The 17,230-nt window shown below is 66.6% G+C and carries 16 protein-coding genes, 1 pseudogene and 1 riboswitch; of the genes and pseudogenes, 9 read left to right on the forward strand and 8 right to left on the reverse strand.

The genetic code is table 11. The features are described from left to right. Positions 1–76: 76 nt before the first annotated feature. Positions 77–1,390, reverse strand: a complete 1,314-nt coding sequence (locus tag CKV91_RS02730) for an MFS transporter (protein WP_021103781.1) — start codon at positions 1,388–1,390, stop codon at positions 77–79. A 198-nt stretch (positions 1,391–1,588) separates the two neighbouring features. Between CKV91_RS02730 and CKV91_RS02735 the strand changes: the two genes are divergently transcribed. Then, complete coding sequence (locus tag CKV91_RS02735) at positions 1,589–1,906, forward strand: thiamine-binding protein (RefSeq protein ID WP_021103782.1); 318 nt, start codon at positions 1,589–1,591, stop codon at positions 1,904–1,906. A gap of 106 nt (positions 1,907–2,012) precedes the next feature. On the opposite strand, the gene CKV91_RS02740 is transcribed toward CKV91_RS02735, so the two are convergent. After that, complete coding sequence (locus CKV91_RS02740; RefSeq protein WP_095140945.1) at positions 2,013–2,732, reverse strand: FadR/GntR family transcriptional regulator; 720 nt, start codon at positions 2,730–2,732, stop codon at positions 2,013–2,015. A 447-nt stretch (positions 2,733–3,179) separates the two neighbouring features. Here CKV91_RS02740 and CKV91_RS02745 point away from each other — a divergent pair, with 447 nt between their 5' ends. From CKV91_RS02745 to CKV91_RS02770, 6 genes are all read left to right on the forward strand, one after another. Further along, positions 3,180–4,868, forward strand: coding sequence for an L-lactate permease (locus CKV91_RS02745; RefSeq protein WP_065860956.1), 1,689 nt, complete (start codon positions 3,180–3,182; stop codon positions 4,866–4,868). 52 nt (positions 4,869–4,920) lie between these two features. Beyond that, entirely contained in the window at positions 4,921–5,712 is a 792-nt protein-coding gene (locus CKV91_RS02750; protein WP_023034764.1) for a (Fe-S)-binding protein, read from the forward strand. A 2-nt stretch (positions 5,713–5,714) separates the two neighbouring features. Then, the gene (locus tag CKV91_RS02755) at positions 5,715–7,247 is read left to right on the forward strand and encodes a LutB/LldF family L-lactate oxidation iron-sulfur protein (protein WP_065860955.1); all 1,533 of its coding nucleotides are present in this window, start codon (positions 5,715–5,717) and stop codon (positions 7,245–7,247) included. Beyond that, complete coding sequence (locus tag CKV91_RS02760) at positions 7,247–7,918, forward strand: LutC/YkgG family protein (protein WP_021105925.1); 672 nt, start codon at positions 7,247–7,249, stop codon at positions 7,916–7,918. The genes CKV91_RS02755 and CKV91_RS02760 overlap by 1 nt, the downstream gene beginning before the upstream one ends. Positions 7,919–8,051: 133 nt before the next feature. Then, a riboswitch (cobalamin riboswitch) is annotated at positions 8,052–8,266 on the forward strand. 48 nt (positions 8,267–8,314) lie between these two features. Further along, positions 8,315–10,747 (forward strand): anaerobic ribonucleoside triphosphate reductase, encoded by a 2,433-nt coding sequence (locus CKV91_RS02765; RefSeq protein WP_095140946.1) that lies wholly within the window; start codon positions 8,315–8,317, stop codon positions 10,745–10,747. A 5-nt stretch (positions 10,748–10,752) separates the two neighbouring features. Continuing rightward, positions 10,753–11,283: a 4Fe-4S single cluster domain-containing protein gene (locus CKV91_RS02770; protein WP_065860954.1), complete on the forward strand. Its 531-nt coding sequence runs from the start codon at positions 10,753–10,755 to the stop codon at positions 11,281–11,283. Between the two features lie 144 nt (positions 11,284–11,427). Here CKV91_RS02770 and CKV91_RS02775 read toward each other — a convergent pair. Further along, positions 11,428–11,848: pseudogene (locus CKV91_RS02775) on the reverse strand (transposase); the annotation flags it as partial. Between the two features lie 74 nt (positions 11,849–11,922). Between CKV91_RS02775 and CKV91_RS02780 the strand changes: the two are divergent. Next, positions 11,923–12,372: a hypothetical protein gene (locus CKV91_RS02780; protein WP_002546830.1), complete on the forward strand. Its 450-nt coding sequence runs from the start codon at positions 11,923–11,925 to the stop codon at positions 12,370–12,372. Here the strand turns inward: CKV91_RS02780 and CKV91_RS02785 are convergent. The 5 genes from CKV91_RS02785 to CKV91_RS02805 form a co-directional block, all read right to left on the reverse strand. Beyond that, positions 12,335–12,883 carry a hypothetical protein gene (locus CKV91_RS02785; protein WP_002546831.1) on the reverse strand — a complete coding sequence of 183 codons (549 nt, stop codon included), beginning with the start codon at positions 12,881–12,883 and terminating at the stop codon, positions 12,335–12,337. The genes CKV91_RS02780 and CKV91_RS02785 overlap by 38 nt on opposite strands. A 170-nt stretch (positions 12,884–13,053) precedes the next feature. Then, entirely contained in the window at positions 13,054–13,377 is a 324-nt protein-coding gene (locus CKV91_RS02790) for a hypothetical protein (RefSeq protein ID WP_008598593.1), read from the reverse strand. Between the two features lie 141 nt (positions 13,378–13,518). Continuing rightward, on the reverse strand, positions 13,519–14,610 hold the full coding sequence (gene arsB / locus CKV91_RS02795) for an ACR3 family arsenite efflux transporter (protein ID WP_065861033.1): 1,092 nt from the start codon (positions 14,608–14,610) through the stop codon (positions 13,519–13,521). Positions 14,611–14,898: 288 nt separating this feature from the next. Then, entirely contained in the window at positions 14,899–16,293 is a 1,395-nt protein-coding gene (locus CKV91_RS02800) for an FAD-dependent oxidoreductase (protein WP_002546834.1), read from the reverse strand. A 27-nt stretch (positions 16,294–16,320) separates the two neighbouring features. Beyond that, entirely contained in the window at positions 16,321–16,668 is a 348-nt protein-coding gene (locus CKV91_RS02805; RefSeq protein ID WP_002546835.1) for an ArsR/SmtB family transcription factor, read from the reverse strand. A 112-nt stretch (positions 16,669–16,780) separates the two neighbouring features. Between CKV91_RS02805 and arsD the strand changes: the two genes are divergently transcribed. Further along, positions 16,781–17,203, forward strand: a complete 423-nt coding sequence (arsD, locus tag CKV91_RS02810; protein ID WP_008598604.1) for an arsenite efflux transporter metallochaperone ArsD — start codon at positions 16,781–16,783, stop codon at positions 17,201–17,203. Positions 17,204–17,230: the final 27 nt, after the last annotated feature.

Genomic DNA, 17,230 nt, shown 5'->3' on the forward strand with positions numbered 1-17,230 from the left:
TGTGCACCGGCAGGGACCACCCGAACCAGCTTCTTCTGGTGCCGACGATCACCACATCTCGTCGGTCCGCAGGGGATCAACCGCTGGTTCGGGTCAGGGCCTTCCCGGTGGTCTCGGGGGCCATGGAGTGCGACATCAGCGCGCCACCGGCGCACATGGCTGCGCCGATGAGCATGCACGCCTGGATACCGAGGTGGGTGATTCCCAGTGGCAGCAGCCAGGTGCCGATGGCGGCACCCACCCGGCTGGCAGCGGCGGCGAGGCCGACGCCACTGGTGCGGACGTCGGTGGGGAAGATCTCGGCTGGATAGACCGCCGTGAGATTGCCGGACACGGAGTTGAAGAAGGCATACGCCGCGAAGCAGACCACCACGATCCACGTCGGGGCCCCGCTCCAGAGTCCGATGACCAGCAGTGCCACGGTCTGGACCCAGAAAGGCGGGATGAGCATGGCACGGCGTCCGATCCTCTCGATCACCACCATGCCGACGGTGACCCCCAGCAGCGCGATGCTGTTGGTGGCAATGGTGGCTGCCTTCGGGTCATCGAGATGCAGTGCCCCGAGAACCTGGGGAGCGAACGTGAAGATGGCGAAGTAGGGTGCCACCAGACAGGTCCAGAAGGTGCAGACGAAAAGGGTGCGGCTTCGCACCCCCGGGGCGAAGAGCCTCCCCATCCCACCTGATCGGGGCTCCTCGGCATCCATGGCCTCAGCGTCGTAGTAACCGTTCCCGAGACAACGTTCAACGATCTCTTGAGCCTCGTCGGTGCGTCCCTGGCGTGCCAGCCAGCGAGGAGACTCGGGGATGCCGAGGCGGGCGACGAGGGTGATGGCGGCCGGCACGGCGCTCGTGGCCAGGGTCCACCGCCAGTGGATTCCTGCGTCGGCGAATGCGTACCCGACGATCACGGCAAGCAGGAACCCGACGTACCAGAAGACCTCCAGCAGCGAAAGACGTCTGCCCCGGTCATGGGCGGGGATGAACTCGGCAAGCATGGGAGCACCGATCGAGTACTCCGCACCCACGGCAATGCCAAGGACCAAGCGGAGGGAGAACAGGACCCATCCGTCGGAGACCAGGGCCTGGGCCACACCGGCGATGAGGAAGATCACCAGGTCGAGCAGGAACATCTTGTGCCGGCCATAGCGATCGGTGAGGTAACCGAACAGGGGTGCCCCGATGAAGATGCCGATGAGTGAGGACGCACCGATGAGACCCGTCACGCCAGCCCCCATGTGCAGGTCCTTGGCGATGGAGGCGATGACGACGCTGATGATTCCCAGGTCGTAGCCATCAAGACCCTCTCCCCACGCGGTGGCAAGGGTGACCTTGCGGATGAACCGTCTCTGCTGGGGGATCGTGGCAGGTGTGATGACTCCGCTGGACATGAATCCTTTCCCCGCGGACGTACGACTGTGCTTGAGAGTCACCGCGGTGGTGGCTGATCGTGTGTCGGTGACGAAGCACCTCGTGCGATGTGCCGGGGAACTTTCGTGTGACAAGGCCCGCGTCGAGCAGTCTAGATGATTTCCCGAAGTGGTCCGGTTCCCCTCCTCCTGAGTGGGTACTGGGGACATACTGGACCCATGATCGTTGCATTCAGTCTTGTTCCCAGTGGTGGTCGTGCCTCCCGCGAGGACGGTGGGGTCGCCGACGCCGTGGCGTCCGCCGTGCGCATCGTGCAGGAGTCCGGTCTGCCGCACCACACCAGTTCCATGTTCACCGAGATCGAGGGCTCCTGGGATGAGGTGATGGACGTCGTCAAGCGCGCCACCGAGGCGGTCGGCGAGTACGGCACTCGCGTCTCGCTGGTGCTCAAGGCCGACATCCGCCCCGGTCGCACCGGCGAGATGACGGCCAAGCTCGAGCGTCTGCAGACAGAACTCGACAAGCAGCAGGGCTGAGCGTTCCCACGCAGACGTGACCGCGTGCCCCGACGATGACTGGTCTGGCAGTGGCCCGCCTCGCTGGTTCGGGGGCACCCTGCCCGAGGCGATCTTCCCGGGTGGCTCACTCGTGCAGCAAGGTGGCGTAGGCCGACCGGATGTGCTTCTCGGTGAGGCGCGCGGCCTGTTCCGCGTCCCCGGCCTTGACGGCCTGCAGCATGGCGACGTGGTCGTCGACGAGTTGCCGTCGGGTGCCGGTCCAGTCCGCCACCGCCAACTCTGCCGACTTGATGGGGGAGTGCACCGCTTCGCGGATGGCCACCGTGAGGTCACTCATGAGGCCATTGCCCCCCGCCTCGGCCAGGGCGATGTGGAAATCGGTGTCCAGCTCGTTGAAGGTGTCCTGGTCGCTCGCGTCGGACATGCGATCCAGAACCTTCTGCGCCCGGACCAACGGCTCTGGGCGACGCTGACGTGCGGCAGCAGCGCTGGTGGCGCGCTCCAGGGCGACGCGGGTCTCGGTGAGGTCGGAGAACGACACGAGGGAGAGGGCCAGCTGCAGCCGCAGAATTCTTCCGATGGCGTTGGACGGGGACGACTCCACCCGGGTGCCGTTGCCCCGCCCGGTCTCCGAGACGAGGATGCCCAGGGCCTGCAGCATCCGTATCGCCTCACGCACCGCCCCGCGGCTCACACCCAGTTGCGTGGCGAGGTCACGTTCACTGGGAAGCTTGTCACCATTGGTGAGTCGTCCTGAGGAAATCCCTTCCTCGAAGTAGTCCAGGGCGACGTCGAAACCTCCGCCGTGGCTGCGTCTGCCGGGTCTGACAAAACTGTCGGGCATCGTCTCACTCCTGGTTCGGGGCGCTCCGGGCGGAGGGCTCTCGGGGGACACCGGATGGGGCGTGTTCTCTCGGGGTGCGTGAGCATGATCGTCGCAGGCGACGGTTTTCCTCCCGGGACTGTCATGGCCCGTGGCACGGTGACGTCGACGTCACCGGTGGGGCCCAGCAGCCTCATTCGTGTGGTTCACCAGTGTGGCACACCCGACGTGCTCGTCACCGCCCGAGGGAGCACGTCGTCGCGTCCGCGTGGTCATGATTGAGCCCCTGCACGAACGTGCAGAAGCATGGTAGAAGTATCCGGCTAGACCGCTTGACGACGCGAAAACTCGCCTCATAGGCTCAATGTTATTGGTCGGACCAATAACGGTCCTGCACGGATGTGCTCGCTGGGACGCGTGGCCATCCCTGCACCTTGCCCTGAAAAATTGTGGAACAACGGAGTCCCGATGGTATTGCTCGAGGCGTTCACGCCTGACCCCAACCCCCTGGGGAAGCAGTGGCTGTCTGCCCTGGTGGCGCTGCTACCCATTCTTTCCATGCTCATCACCCTGGGGGCACTGCGATGGAAAGCCCACTGGGCCGGCCTCTTCTCGTGGCTCGTCGCCCTCGTCGTGGCGATCACCGCCTTCAAGATGCCGTTCGGTACGGCAATCTCCAGCAGTGTGGAGGGTTTCCTCTACGGTCTGTTCCCCATCGTGTGGATCCTGCTGAGTGCCATCTGGATGTACCAGGTGACGGTGATCTCGGGCAGGTTCGACGACCTGCGCCGCACCTTCTTCCTCATCAGTGACGACCCGCGTGTGCTCGGCATCCTCATCGCTTTCTGCTTCGGCGGTCTGCTGGAAGCCCTGGCCGGCTTCGGTGCCCCGGTGGCCATCGCCGCCGCCATGCTCGTTGCCATCGGCTTCGGCAAGCTGCGTGCCGCAGTGACGGCCCTGGTCGCCAACACCGTTCCGGTGGCCTTCGGCGCCGTGGGTCTGCCGGTGCTCATGGCCGCCAAGACCGGTGGGCTCAACGTCACCGACGTCGCCCCGATCACCGCCCGGGTGTGTGCCGTGCTCTGCCTGGTGGTGCCCTTCCTCATGCTGGCCATCATGGACGGCCGCAAGGGCGTCAGGGAGGTGTGGCCGTTCGGCCTGTTCGTCGGCATCGTCTTCGGAGCCACCAAGATCATCGTCGGCAGCACAGCCGTGTACAACCTCACCGAGATCTTCGCCGCCGTCGTCACCGTCGCCCTGGCCATGATCTTCCTCAAGGTGTGGAAGCCCAAGGGCGGCCGCGAAGCCGCCGAGCGTATCGGCATCCCCATGGACGAGGCACTGGAGACCGAACCCGTCTCGGCCGAGGCCCCATCCACCGAAGGTCTCACCGGCCACCGTATCTTCATGGCCCTGGTGCCCTACATCCTCGTCATCGTCGTCTTCTCCGTGGCAGCCATCCCCAGCATCAAACAGGGCCTGGTCAAGGCGGACACCCCGATGACCTGGCCTGGGCTGTCGGAGATCATGTCCGCCTCCGGCGCACCATCGGCCCACCAGACCTTCACCTGGCCCTGGCTGTCGCAACCCGGATTCCTGCTGGCCATCGTTGCCATCCTCGTCGGGCTCATCTACCGGGTGTCGATCAAGGACATCTTCACCGAACTGTGGACCAACGCCAAGAAGATGAAGTTCTCCGCCCTGACGATCGGCGCGGTCGTCGCCCTGGCCTACGTCATGGGCGACTCGGGCCAGACCCTCGCCCTGGGGCTGTTCATCGCCGGTGCCGGTGCCGTCTACCCGTTCCTCGCCCCGATCCTCGGCTGGATCGGTACCTATGTCACCGGTTCGGACACCTCGGCCAACATCCTGTTCTCCCAGCTGCAGGCCAGCGTGGGTGACCAGATCGGCGCCGGATCCCACCTGGGCGTGGCGGGCACCAAGCACCTGCTCGTCGGTGCCGGTGCCTCCGGTGGTGTCGTCGGCAAGATGATCTCCCCGCAGTCGCTCACCGTGGCCGCCACTGCCATCGGCTTGGCTGGCGGCGAGTCGGTCATCCTGAGGAAGGTGTTCAAGTACTCCCTCATCCTGCTGGTACTCATGTGTATCCTCGTTGGACTCATGTCCACCCCGGTCCTGGGCTGGATGGTGCCATGATTACTACTGTCACGTCGTCAACCCCTTCCATGCACCATCAGGAGGTGCTCCAATGACCACCATCACCCCGCAGAACGCCACCGAGAAGGTTGGGCGTCCCGGTCAGGGGATGACCGTCGCACTGTTCATCACGTGCATCAACGACGTCATGTTCCCTCGCACCGGGCAGGCCGTCACCAGCCTGCTCGAGCGACTCGGCTGCACCGTCGAGTTCCCCTACGAGCAGACCTGCTGCGGCCAGATCACCACCAACACCGGATACTTCGACGAGACGGTTCCGATGATCCGTTCCTACGTCGACGCGTTCAGCGACTACGACTACGTCGTCGCCCCGTCGGGTTCGTGTGTCGCAGCCGTGCGTGATCAGCACACCATGATCGCCGAGCACATCGGCGACAAGGGGCTCGAGCGAGCCGCGGCCCAGACCAGCAAGCGCACCTACGATCTGCCGGAGTTCCTCGTCGACGTGCTGGGTGTCACCGACGTCGGCGCCTACTTCCCGCACTCGGTCACCTATCACCCGTCATGTCATGGACGCCGTCTCATCCACCTGGGCGACCGCCCCTACCAGCTGCTCAGGAACGTGCGCGGCATGACCCTGGTGGACCTGCCCGCCGAGGAACAGTGCTGCGGTTTCGGCGGTACGTTCAGCATCAAGAACCCCGACGTCAGCGCCGCCATGGCGGCCGACAAGGCCCGTCACGTGCGCGAGACCGGTGCCGAGTACGTCGTCGCAGGTGACAACTCCTGCCTGCTCAACATCGGCGGAGTGCTGTCGCGGCAGAACTCTGGCGTCAAGCCCATTCACCTCGCCGAGATCCTGGCGAACACGGAGGAGGACTGACCATGACCACCGAACTGCGTCGGATCACCGAGGGCAACAACGGGGTCGCCCGTCTCACCCCGGCCCCGGACAACCCCGGAACGTTCCTGGGGATGCCGAAGTTCTCCGAAGCCGCCAAGCGTGAGCTGAGCATTGGTGTGCAGCGCAAGAACATGCGCAACGCCACCACGACGATCCGCAACAAGCGCGCCATGCGCGTCTCCGAGTCCCCGGACTGGGAGGATCTGCGTGGTGCCGCCAAGGAGATCAAGGACCGGGTGGGGCGTCACCTGGACACCTACCTGCTGCAGGCCGAGGAATCCCTCAAGGCTAACGGGGTGCACGTGCACTGGGCCCGCAATGCCCAGGAGGCCAACGAGATCGTCGCCCAGGTCGCGAAGGCCAAGGGGGTGGACGAGGTCGTCAAGATCAAGTCCATCACCACCCAGGAGACCGACCTCAACGAGTACCTGGAGGAACAGGGCATCGCCGCCTGGGAGACCGACCTGGCCGAGCTCATCGTGCAGTTGGGCCACGACCGCCCCTCCCACATCGTCGTGCCGGCCATCCACCGCAACCGTTCCGAGGTGCGGGAGATCTTCCTGCAGGAGATGAAGAACTACGGCCGCCCGGCCCCCGAGGACATCTCGGAGAATCCTCCGGAGCTCACCAACGCGGCCCGTCTGCACCTGCGTGAGAAGTTCCTGCGCGCCAAAGTGGCCGTCTCGGGTGGCAACTTCGTGCTCGCCGACACCGGATCACTGGTCATCGTGGAGTCCGAGGGCAATGGCCGCATGTGCCTCACCCTGCCCGAGACCCTCGTGTCGGTCGTCGGCATCGAGAAGGTGCTGCCCAGCTACGACGACCTCGAGGTGTTCCTCAAGCTGCTGCCCCGTTCGGGCACCGGCGAGCGGATGAACCCCTACAACTCGATGTGGAGCGGTGTCACCGAGGGTGACGGCCCCCAGGAGCAGCACGTCATCTTCATGGACAACGGTCGTACCGACGCCCTGGCCGACGAGCTGGGACGCGAGGTGCTGCGCTGCATCCGCTGCGCCTCCTGCCTCAACATCTGCCCGGTCTACGAGCGCACCGGCGGCCACGCCTACGGCTCGGTGTACCCCGGACCGATCGGTGCCGCCCTCAACCCGCAGCTGCGTGGTGTGGAGGACCCCGTCGACCGTGGCCTGCCCTACGCCTGCTCGTTGTGCGGTGCGTGCAACGAGGTGTGCCCGGTGAAGATCCCCTTCACCGACATCCTCGTGCACCTGCGTCAGCGCGTCGTGCAGTCCGAGAAGGCCGACAAGATCCCCGCCGACTACGAGGTAGCCGGTGAGATGGGGCTCATGAAGACTTCACAGTGGGCCCTGAGCGACGCCAAGCACTTCGAGATGGTCCAGAAGGGCTCGCAGCTGGCCGGCAAGGTGATGCGCGGCAAGAAGCTGGGGCCGATCCCGGTTCCCGTGGCCGAACGATGGCTCAAGTACCGCGACGTCGACGAGATCCCGTCGCAGAGTTTCCGCAACTGGTGGAAGAAGAATCGGGAGGAGCACTGATGATCGACGAAGTTCAGGCCCGTGAGGACATCCTGGCCCGGATCCGCCAGGCCACCGCAGACGTCACGCAGTCCGATCCGCAGAAGGATGCGCCGATCACCTGGCAGTACGGTCGGGGCATCGACATGGACGACGTCGTGGGCACCTTCGTGCAGCGGGTGCGCGACTACAACTGTTCCGTCGTGGAGGTTCCCGCCGTCGACGTGCCCCAGGCCGTCGTCGACGCCCTCAAGGAGACCGGGGCCGACGAGTCCGTCGTCGTCCCCTCCGGGCTTGACGAGTCCTGGCGCACGGCCATCTCCGAGGCTGGCATCGAGGTTCGTGTCGACGATCCGGAACTGAGCAAGACCGAGCTGGACGACACCCAGGCCGTCGTCACGGCGGCTGCCTCCGGTGTGGCCGACACCGGCACCATCGTGCTCACCCATCTGGCCGATCAGGGACGACGTGCCCTCACCCTGGTTCCCGACCGTCACGTCTGCGTGATCAAGGCAAGCCAGGTCGTCTCCGATGTGCCGGAGGCCGTGCAGGCCGTCAGACCGGCCGTGCTCGATCATCACCCGCTGACGTGGATCTCGGGCGGTTCGGCGACCAGTGACATCGAGCTGGCCCGAGTCAATGGGGTGCACGGTCCCCGTCAGCTCCACGTCATCGTCGTGACGGATCAGTGAGCTGATCGACTGACGCAATCCCTTGGGGAACGCCTCCGCTCGAGCAATCGGGTGGAGGCGTTCCTCATGCCCGCAGATTCGCCTGCACCGAACACGCCCCAAGATGTGCCTACCGGCGGGTTCCACATGGTGTATAACTAGATGTCGTACTGGTCTTTCAGTCCAAACACAAGATGTTGGGATATGAGAGCCAAGAGGGAACCCGGTGGGAATCCGGGACTGTCCCGCAGCGGTATGGGAAACGACCGGCGACACACGCACTGGCCACTGGCTGGGAAGCGTCGTCCAGTAGGAGATCGAACGATCGCGTCCCCGAGTCCGAAGACCTGCCAGTACCCGGGCTGTGACCCGGCTGCACGAGCCCTGTGACAGGGGCGGCGAACTCCGAGGAGAGACATGACCGTACACCACCCCCAGACGCCCTCGACCACACCCGTGAGGCACACCACCACGTCCCAGCTCACGTCGCATGGACCGGGGCAGACGTCCTCCACCGTGCTACGTCAGGTGCGCAAGCGCGACGGGCGCATCGTCGCCTTCGACCCAGCCCGCATCGCCCATGCCGCTCGCAAGGCCCTGGAGGCCACCGGCGTCGCCGAGGCCGAGGCCATCTCGCTGAGCGTCGCACTGGCCGTCGTCGACGAACTACGCAGCGAGCAGCGCCCCGGTGCCGGTACGGTGGCCGCCACCGCGACCGGCCCCGTGATCCCCGACGTCGAACACATCCAGGACGTCGTCGAGAAGGTCCTCATGGAGCGCGGCCAGGCCGAGACGGCCAAGGCATACATCCTCTACCGGCAGCGCCGCTCCACGGCTCGCGAACAGCAGTCGGCCCTCATGACCTCGCTGCGCGAGATCACCTTCTCCGATGCCAGGGACAGCGACGTCAAGCGCGAGAACGCCAACGTCGACGGCAACACAGCGATGGGCTCGATGCTGCGCTTCGGCACCGAGTCGGCCAAGCAGTTCAACCTGCTCTCGGTGCTCGACCCGGCCCATGCCGCCGCCCACCGGGACGGTGACATCCACATCCACGACCTCGACTTCCTCACCCTGACGACCACCTGCTGCCAGATCAACCTCAGCGAGCTGTTCCGCACCGGTTTCTCCACCGGGCACGGACACCTGCGCTCCCCGCGTTCGATCAACTCCTACGCAGCCCTGGCGTGCATCGCGATCCAGTCCAACCAGAACGACCAGCATGGTGGTCAGGCCGTCCCCAACTTCGACCGGGACATGGCCCCCGGCGTCGCCCTCACCTGCGCCGATCGGATGCGAGCCAACATGGCTCAGTCCGCTGGCGTCCTCGGTGCTGACCAGGAACGTCAGGACGAGGTGACGCGGCTTGCCGCCACCTGGCCCCTGGAGGCCGACGACGCCACCCAGCACGCCGAGCGGGAAAAACTCGCCGAGGCCTGGCCCGAACTCTCCGCCGAGCAGGTGGTCCGGGTCCACCACGAGGTACGCACCCGCTCGGTGGCCGAGACCGAACGGGCCACCTACCAGGCGATGGAGGCCTTCATCGCCAACCTCAACACGATGAACTCGCGCGCTGGTGCCCAGACGCCGTTCTCCTCGATCAACTACGGCACCGACACCAGCCCGGAGGCCCGGCTGGTGATGCGCTGCCTGCTGGAGGCCACCCGCGCCGGGCTGGGCAATGGCGAGACGGCGATCTTCCCGATCCAGATCTTCCGCGTCATGGAAGGGGTCAACTACCATCCTGGCGACCCCAACCACGACCTCTTCCAGCTGGCCTGCCGCACCAGCGCCGAGCGTCTCTTCCCGAACTTCTCCTTCCAGGACGCCCCCTTCAACGCCGAGTACCACCGCCCCGGCCATCCCGAGACCGAGATCGCCTACATGGGCTGCCGCACCCGCGTCATGTCCAACGTCCACGACACCAGCAGGGCGCAGACCTGGGGGCGTGGCAACCTCTCGTTCACCAGCATCAACCTGCCGCGTCTGGGCATCCAGGCAGACCATGACGTCGATCGGTTCATGTCGGACTTCGACGCATCCATCGACCTGGTCATCGATCAGCTGCTGGAGCGATTCAAGATCCAGGCTCGCAAGAAGGTGCGTAACTTCCCGTTCCTCATGGGGCAGGGGGTCTGGATCGACTCTGCGGGGCTCGGTCCCGACGACAGCGTCGAGGAGGTGCTGCGGCACGGAACCCTCTCGATCGGGTTCATCGGCCTGGCCGAGACCCTCACCGCCCTCGTGGGGGCCCATCACGGGCAGTCCCAGGAGGCCTGGGACCTCGGGTACCGGTTCATCAGCCATCTGCGGGAGCGTACCGACCGCGCCGCCGAGGAGACCGGGCTCAACTTCTCCACCCTGGCCACCCCGGCCGAGGGGCTGTCGGGCAGGTTCGTGCGGATGGACCGGGAACGGTTCGGCGCGTTGCCGGGAATCACCGACCGTGACTACTACACCAACTCGTTCCACATCCCGGTCTGGCACCACATCGGTGCAGCCGAGAAGATCCGCCTGGAGGCGCCGTTCCATGCGTTGACCAATGGCGGGCACATCTCCTACGTCGAGCTCGACGGCGATCCCAGCCGCAATGTCGAGGCATTCGAGACGATCGTGCGGGCCATGCACGACGCCGGTGTGGGGTACGGGTCGATCAACCACCCGGTCGATCGTGACCCGGAGTGCGGCTACACCGGCATCATCGACGACGAGTGCCCCCGGTGCGGGCGTGGTGAGGAGTCCGGGCCGTTCGAGCGGATTCGTCGCATCACCGGCTACCTCGTCGGTGGACTGGACCGGTTCAACGACGCCAAGCGCGCCGAGGTCAACGACCGCGTCCGGCACGGCTGACGCAGATGAGGATCGCGGGGATCGAGCCCGAGTCCATCGTCGACGGACCCGGGGTGCGATACGCCGTCTTCGCCCAAGGCTGCTCCCTGCACTGCCGAGGGTGCCAGAATCCTGCCAGCTGGGACCCGTGCGGTGGTGCAGTGATGCCGGTGGCGGAGATCATGGCCGACATGCGTGCCTCGTCGCTGGCGCAGGGGCTCACGCTCACCGGCGGCGAGGCCAGCGAGCAGGCCGCCGATGCTGCTGTGCTCGCGCGTCACGCCCACGAGATCGGGTGGGACGTGTGGTGCTGGTCGGGTCACCGGTTCGAGGTGCTGCTGCGCCGTGCCCAGGCCGAGCCCGACCTCGCCCAGCTGTTCGGTGAGGTCGACGTGCTGGTGGACGGCCCGTTCCTGCTGGCCCGTCGTACCCTCGCCCTAGCGTGGCGGGGCAGTGACAACCAGCGCCTCATCGATGTGCCCGCCTCCTTGGCGGCGGGCACCGCGGTGGAATGGGAGGAGAACTCGACGGTCGAGTCCATGCAACGCCAGCGATGATCCACCAGTGTCCCCAGGACCAGGCGTCTTTCCGCCGAGATGAGTCGCTGTGTCGAGCGTGGGACTGTTGTGCTCCGGTGGTTTGTCAGGGATGAGCACGTCATCTCGACGTGACCCTCTTTATGGACGCCAAGGAAATTCGGCTCATCCGAATCCAGGGTGTAGTCGGGGTCTGAACCCGCCGGTCTCGAGCAGGGATCTGGCGATGTAGTTGGTCAGGTTGCGGAACCCCAGTGCCGAGCCGCGCAGGTGCTCGAGCCTGCCGTTGATCGCCTCGGTGGGCCCGTTGGAGGTGCTGGGCCGGTCGAAGTAGGCCAGGACGTCGGCGGCGCGCTTCTTCAGCGTCCTGCCGAGCTTGGTGATCTCGACCAGGGCCTTGGGGACGCCGGTGCTGATCGAGTCGATGAGCCGGGCCATCAGCTCGCGGCCGTGGCGCCGGTTCTCGTGGCGGTAGGCGGCGATCATGCGCTGGTAGACGCTCCGTGACCTCGACCTCGACGTGGGCGTCGTCGGCGAGCAGGGTGTCCAGTCGGTCCTTGTGCTTGTCGTTGAGCAGGTCGGCGCCGTTACCGCTGCCGCACCGACCAGACGCATGTCTACAGGGAATCCGCGCCCATCGACGACCTGGTCGAAGACCTCATGGTCAAGGCCCTGCGCAAGGTCGAGATGAGGGCCCTGTTGGCACCCGCCGCGCCCGACGTCGATGCGGCCGCCATCCAGCGGGAGTTGGCCGACATCGACGCCAAGAGGATCCACTACGCCACAATGCTGGCCGACGACGAGATGGACGACGCTCAGTTCAAGGCCGCCAACAAGCGGCTCGCCGCGCGTCGCGCGGCGTTGGAGGAGCAACTGCCAGCCCCGGTCTCCCCGGTGGCCCAGCGCATTCTCGATGTGCCCCCGGAGACCGTGGCCAACGAGTGGGCCCTGCTCGACCAGGACGAGAAGCGGGCCCTGATCGACGCACTGTTCACTATCGAGCTGGCGGCCCCCGGCACCAAGGAGAACGCCTACAAGGACTGGCGGAAGAGGATCGTGAACCCCGAGACGGTCATCGTGACGCCGAAGCAGCAGGGCAAGGTTGCTTAGGTGTTTCGCATCGACGGTCGAACAGCGACCAACCCTGCTTGGTGAGGCGATAGCACTTGCCAAAGACGTCGGCCAGCTCGACCAGGTCGCCACCCGCCGCGAACTCGGCCATGCCCCCGCCGACATGCTGGGTGAGGGTGCTGCGGCCCACCAGCTGCCACGTCAGGGCGTGGGCGTCGCCGCTCATCAGCCGCCACAGCAGGCGCACGTCCAGAGCAGCGCTGGGGCTGAAGACCACTTCGGCGGCTGCCCCCACAACAGTGGTCACGTTCAGTGCCTGCTTCTTGGTCAGGCCCGCAGCATCGGCCCACCTCGACCTGGCCTCTGTCCGACGGTGTCGCATGTGCTCGCGGGAATCCAGCCAAGAGCCGGCCTCCGGGTGGGTGCGATCCACGTATGGCTCGAGATCATCGCCGTACTGCAGCGCCCGCTTGTAGAACTCGTCAACCACCCGCAAAGCCCGCTGCTGGCGATCCACTGGGACATCGGGCGCCAGCACCCAGACCGCCATGGCTGTGTCAAGCTAATCCGGCCCCGGAATGACGGCCTCAATTGGCTCCACCCCGTTACGTGCGGACAGGATCCGTTCGGGATCGGATAGCGGACACCTACCCGCCCGGTTTCGAAGCGAGCCAGCAGGCCCATGGCACGCGCGTGGGGTTGCGTGCCATGGGGTTGGTGTCAGTGCTGGGGCGGAAAGCGCCTCTTGACGACCCCGCGGGTGACGCCCTTCCAGTCGGTGTTGTCGGTGGCGATGGTGCCCCGTGTGGTGTCCCTGTAGCCGGCCTCGTCGATGTGGGTGGCCTGTCGCGTGGTGTAGTTCCACGGCGCGCTGCTGGCTTCGGAGGTTCGCGGGGCAGCCGCTTCGGGGGCGGGCTCTTGGCGCTCGGGCTGGACGGCCGACGCTTCGGCCTTGGGCTGGACGGCGGGCGCGGGGGTCTGCGGGGTGAACGGGCTGCTTCCTGTGTCGATGGTGTAGCCGTCGACGGAGGTGTAGTAGCGCATGGTTCCTTCTTGGGTTGATCGTTCTAGCGAATGGGTTGGGGTTGGACGTTCGCGGGGGCGGTCGCCCGGGGTCGTGTGGTTGGCCGGGTCACTGGGTGGGTGGTGTGGTGATGGGCGCTCCTGTGGGGGTGAGAAGGCTGGTCAGTGCTGGCTGTCGACGGGGTAGCGTTTGCGCAGCCAGAGGCTGATGTAGACGAGTCCGATGAGGGCCGGGACCTCGATCAGGGGGCCGACGACGCCGGCGAGGGCTTGGCCGGAGGTGACACCGAAGGTGGAGATGGCGACGGCGATGGCGAGTTCGAAGTTGTTGCCGGCGGCGGTGAAGGCGAGGGTGGTGGTGCGTTCGTAGCCCAGGTGCAGACTCCGTCCGAGCAGGTGGCCGATGCCCCACATGACCGCGAAGTAGGCCAGGAGCGGCAGGGCGATGCGGACGACGTCGAGGGGGCGGCTGGTGATCTGTTCGCCCTGCAGGGCGAACAGCACGACGACGGTGAACAGAAGCCCGTACAGCGCCCAGGGGCCGATCTTCGGCAGGAAGCTGTGCTCGTAGGTTTCGCGGCCCCAGGCGTTCTCGCCCAGGGTGCGGGTCAGGTATCCGGCGACCAGCGGGATGCCGAGGAAGATCAGGACGCTCTTGGCGATCTGCCAGGCGGAGACGTTCAGGCTGGTCTGCTCGAGGCCGAGCCAGGAGGGCAGGGCGGACAGGTAGAACCAGCCGAGCGCGGCGAAGGCGACGACTTGGAAGATCGAGTTGATCGCGACGAGCACGGCGGCCGCTTCGCGGTCACCGCAGGCCAGGTCGTTCCAGATGATGACCATGGCGATGCAGCGCGCGAGCCCGACGATGATCAGGCCGGTGCGGTAGGTGGGCAGGTCGGCGAGGAAGGTCCATGCCAGCGTGAACATCACCAAGGGACCGACGACCCAGTTCAGCAGCAGGCTGGAGACCAGCATGCGCCGGTCGTGGGTGACGGTCCCGAGCCGGTCGTATCGGACCTTGGCGAGCACCGGGTACATCATCACGAGCAGCCCGATGCTGATGGGCAGCGAGACGCCGTCCACCTCGACGGCGGCCAGCGCCGTGCCGATGCCGGGGACGACACGGCCCAGCAGGAGCCCGACGACCATGGCCGCGAGGATCCACACGGGCAGGTAGCGATCGAGCGTGGACAGCTGCTGCGCCACGGGCGTCCGGGTCGGTGTGGACGGTGGTTCGGTGGTGGTTACGGCCATGACTACCTCACATTGACGATCATCGATATGAACGTCCTCATCATATAGAAAACCGTCAATATGACAAGTCACGGGGTGTTCGTCTTCGAGATTCAACCCTTTCGGGTGCGTCGGGGTGCGGCCGTGGAGCTAGGCCGGGTGGAGGTCACCTGTCATGGCGGGGGTGGGGATGGCTTGGCGGCGGCGTGCTGACGATTGGCCCGTCGGGGGTGTGGGCGGGTGGTGAGCGCGCGCTGAGGAGCGCCCCCGGGGTTCACGCTCGGCGGGGGCGCTCATTACTGCAAGGGGTCAGGGTTGGGTGCGAGTGCTCGCTGGCTGGTGCTGGGTCACCCATGCCTGCGCGGCGATCTGGATGGCGTCCCAAGGCGAGCCCAGCGGCGGTGTGTAGGCGAGGTCGAGGTCATTGATGTCGGCCACGTCCATGCCGTGGAAGAGCGCGGTGGCGTAGGTGTCGACCCGCTTGGCGGTCTCGGTGGTCAGGTGCCCGACGAGCTGGGCACCTAGCAGCCTGCCGGTGGCGCGGTCGCCGGTGATGCGGATGGTGATGGGGTGGGATCCCGGGTAGTAGGCCTTGTGGTCGTCGGGCGCCGAGGTGGTGCTGGCGGGGTCGAACCCGGCGGCGATGGCTTCGTGCTCCCGCAGCCCGGTGCGGGCTGCGACCAGGTCGAACACCTTGAGCACCTGGGTGCCGATGCTGCCCGCGAATCGGGCGTTGCCGCCCAGCGCGTTCTCGCCGGCGACCCGTCCCTGTTTGTGGGAGGTGGTGCCCAGTGGGAGGTAGGTGGTGCCGAGCAGGCGATGGTGGGTGGCCACGCAGTCGCCGGCGGCCCACACGTGTGGCAGGCCGGTGGCCATCGTCTCGTCGACGAGCACCGCACCGCGGGGCCCTGTCTGGGCTCCAGATCGGACGAGCAGGTCGGTCTCGGGGGTGACACCGACCACGACCAGAACGAGGTCCACATCCCACGACAGGGCTTCGCCGTCTCTGGCCTGACCGGTCACGTGCAGGCCGTCAGCACCCTTGGCTATGCCGGTGACGCTCGTACCGGTGTGGATATCGACCCCGTGCCGCACGAGTTCGGCATGGACGAGGGTACCGAGTTCGGGGTCGAGGGTGGACAGTACCTCGGGGGCGGCCTCGACCTGGGTGACGTGGATGCCGCGGGTGGTGAGGCCTTCGGCCATCTCCAGGCCGATGTAGCCGGCGCCGACAACCAAGGCGGTGCGCGGCTGCAGCTTCTCGAGGGAGTCGCCCAGGGCGAAGGTGTCGCCCATGGAGTGCAACAGGTGGACGCCGTCGGCGGCGCCGAGGGTGTCGAGTCCGGTGATCGGGGGACGCACGGGCCGGGCGCCGGTGCCGACCACCAGCGCGTCGTAGTCGACCAGGGCGGGGGTGTCGTCGGGTCCGATGGCCTCGAGCTGACGGGCGTCGACGTCGATGCGGGTGGCGCGCGTGTCGAGCAGCAGGTGCAGGCCCGCGGCCTCCAGGTCGGCGCGGGTGCGGTGTGCCAGGTGGTGCCAGTCTCCGACCTCGCCGGAGATGTAGTAGGGGATCCCACAGATGGAGAAGTTCGGGTAGGCGTCGGCCACCACGACGGTGACCTCGGTCGACGGGTCGAGTTCGCGGGCACGCAGCCCCGCGGAGATGCCGGCATCGCTGCCGCCGACGCACACAACGTGCATGGGGATGTCCTTTCGGGTCGCCGGGCCTCAGCCCAGCATGGCGAGGTACTCGTGCAACGCGGCCAGCCCTTCGGGTCGCGGGGTGAAGTGCGCCCACTTGCCGCGCATTTCCTTGTCCACCAGCCCGGCCTCGACCAGCTTCTTCAGGTGGTGTGACAGCGTCGGCTGGGTCACGCCGAACACCTCGGGCATGTGGCACGCGCACACGCTGGAGCACCGGCTGGCCGCGATGTGGTGCAGGATCCGCAGCCGCACCGGGTCAGCGAGCGCCTTCACGACGAGCGCAACCCGTTCCGCCTGCTCCATCGAGATCGTGCCACCACCCGGCGCGCAGGCCTCGGCGGCGGCCATCGGGGCTTCCAGCAGTTCGGTCATGCAGACATGCTACCCGATCATATTGACACCTGTCGATATGTGTGCCACGCTCACTCATATCGACGGTCATCAATGCGTGATGGTCGTCCTCCACCCGAGCCGGAGGTTTCCCATGCCCGTCATCCGTGTCTTCGAACCTGCACTGTGTTGCAACACCGGGGTCTGCGGCCCCGACCTCGACCAGGAGCTGGTCGACTTCACCGCCGCGGTCAACGCCCTCAAGGCGCAGGGGGTGGACGTCCACCGCGCCAATCTGGCCAGCGAGCCGGCGCAGTTCGCGGAGCACCCCGTGGTCGTCAAGTTCCTGCAGGCCGCCGGCTCCGAGGGGCTACCTCTGACGCTGGTCGACGACGTCACCGTGCTGGCCGGCCGCCACCCGCGCCGCGACGAGCTGGAGCGCTACGCCGGCCTGAACCCGACGAAGGACGCCCAGCCCCAGGGCGGATGCTGCGGCCCGCAGCAGGAAGCCCCCGCCGCGTCCACTGGCTGCTGTGGGCAGCCCGCCACTACCAGCACCGTGTCCGGCTGCTGCTGACCCCGACTCGAACTTTCAGGAGATGGT

Source organism: Cutibacterium granulosum (assembly GCF_900186975.1).
Classification (GTDB): Bacteria; Actinomycetota; Actinomycetes; order Propionibacteriales; family Propionibacteriaceae; genus Cutibacterium; species Cutibacterium granulosum.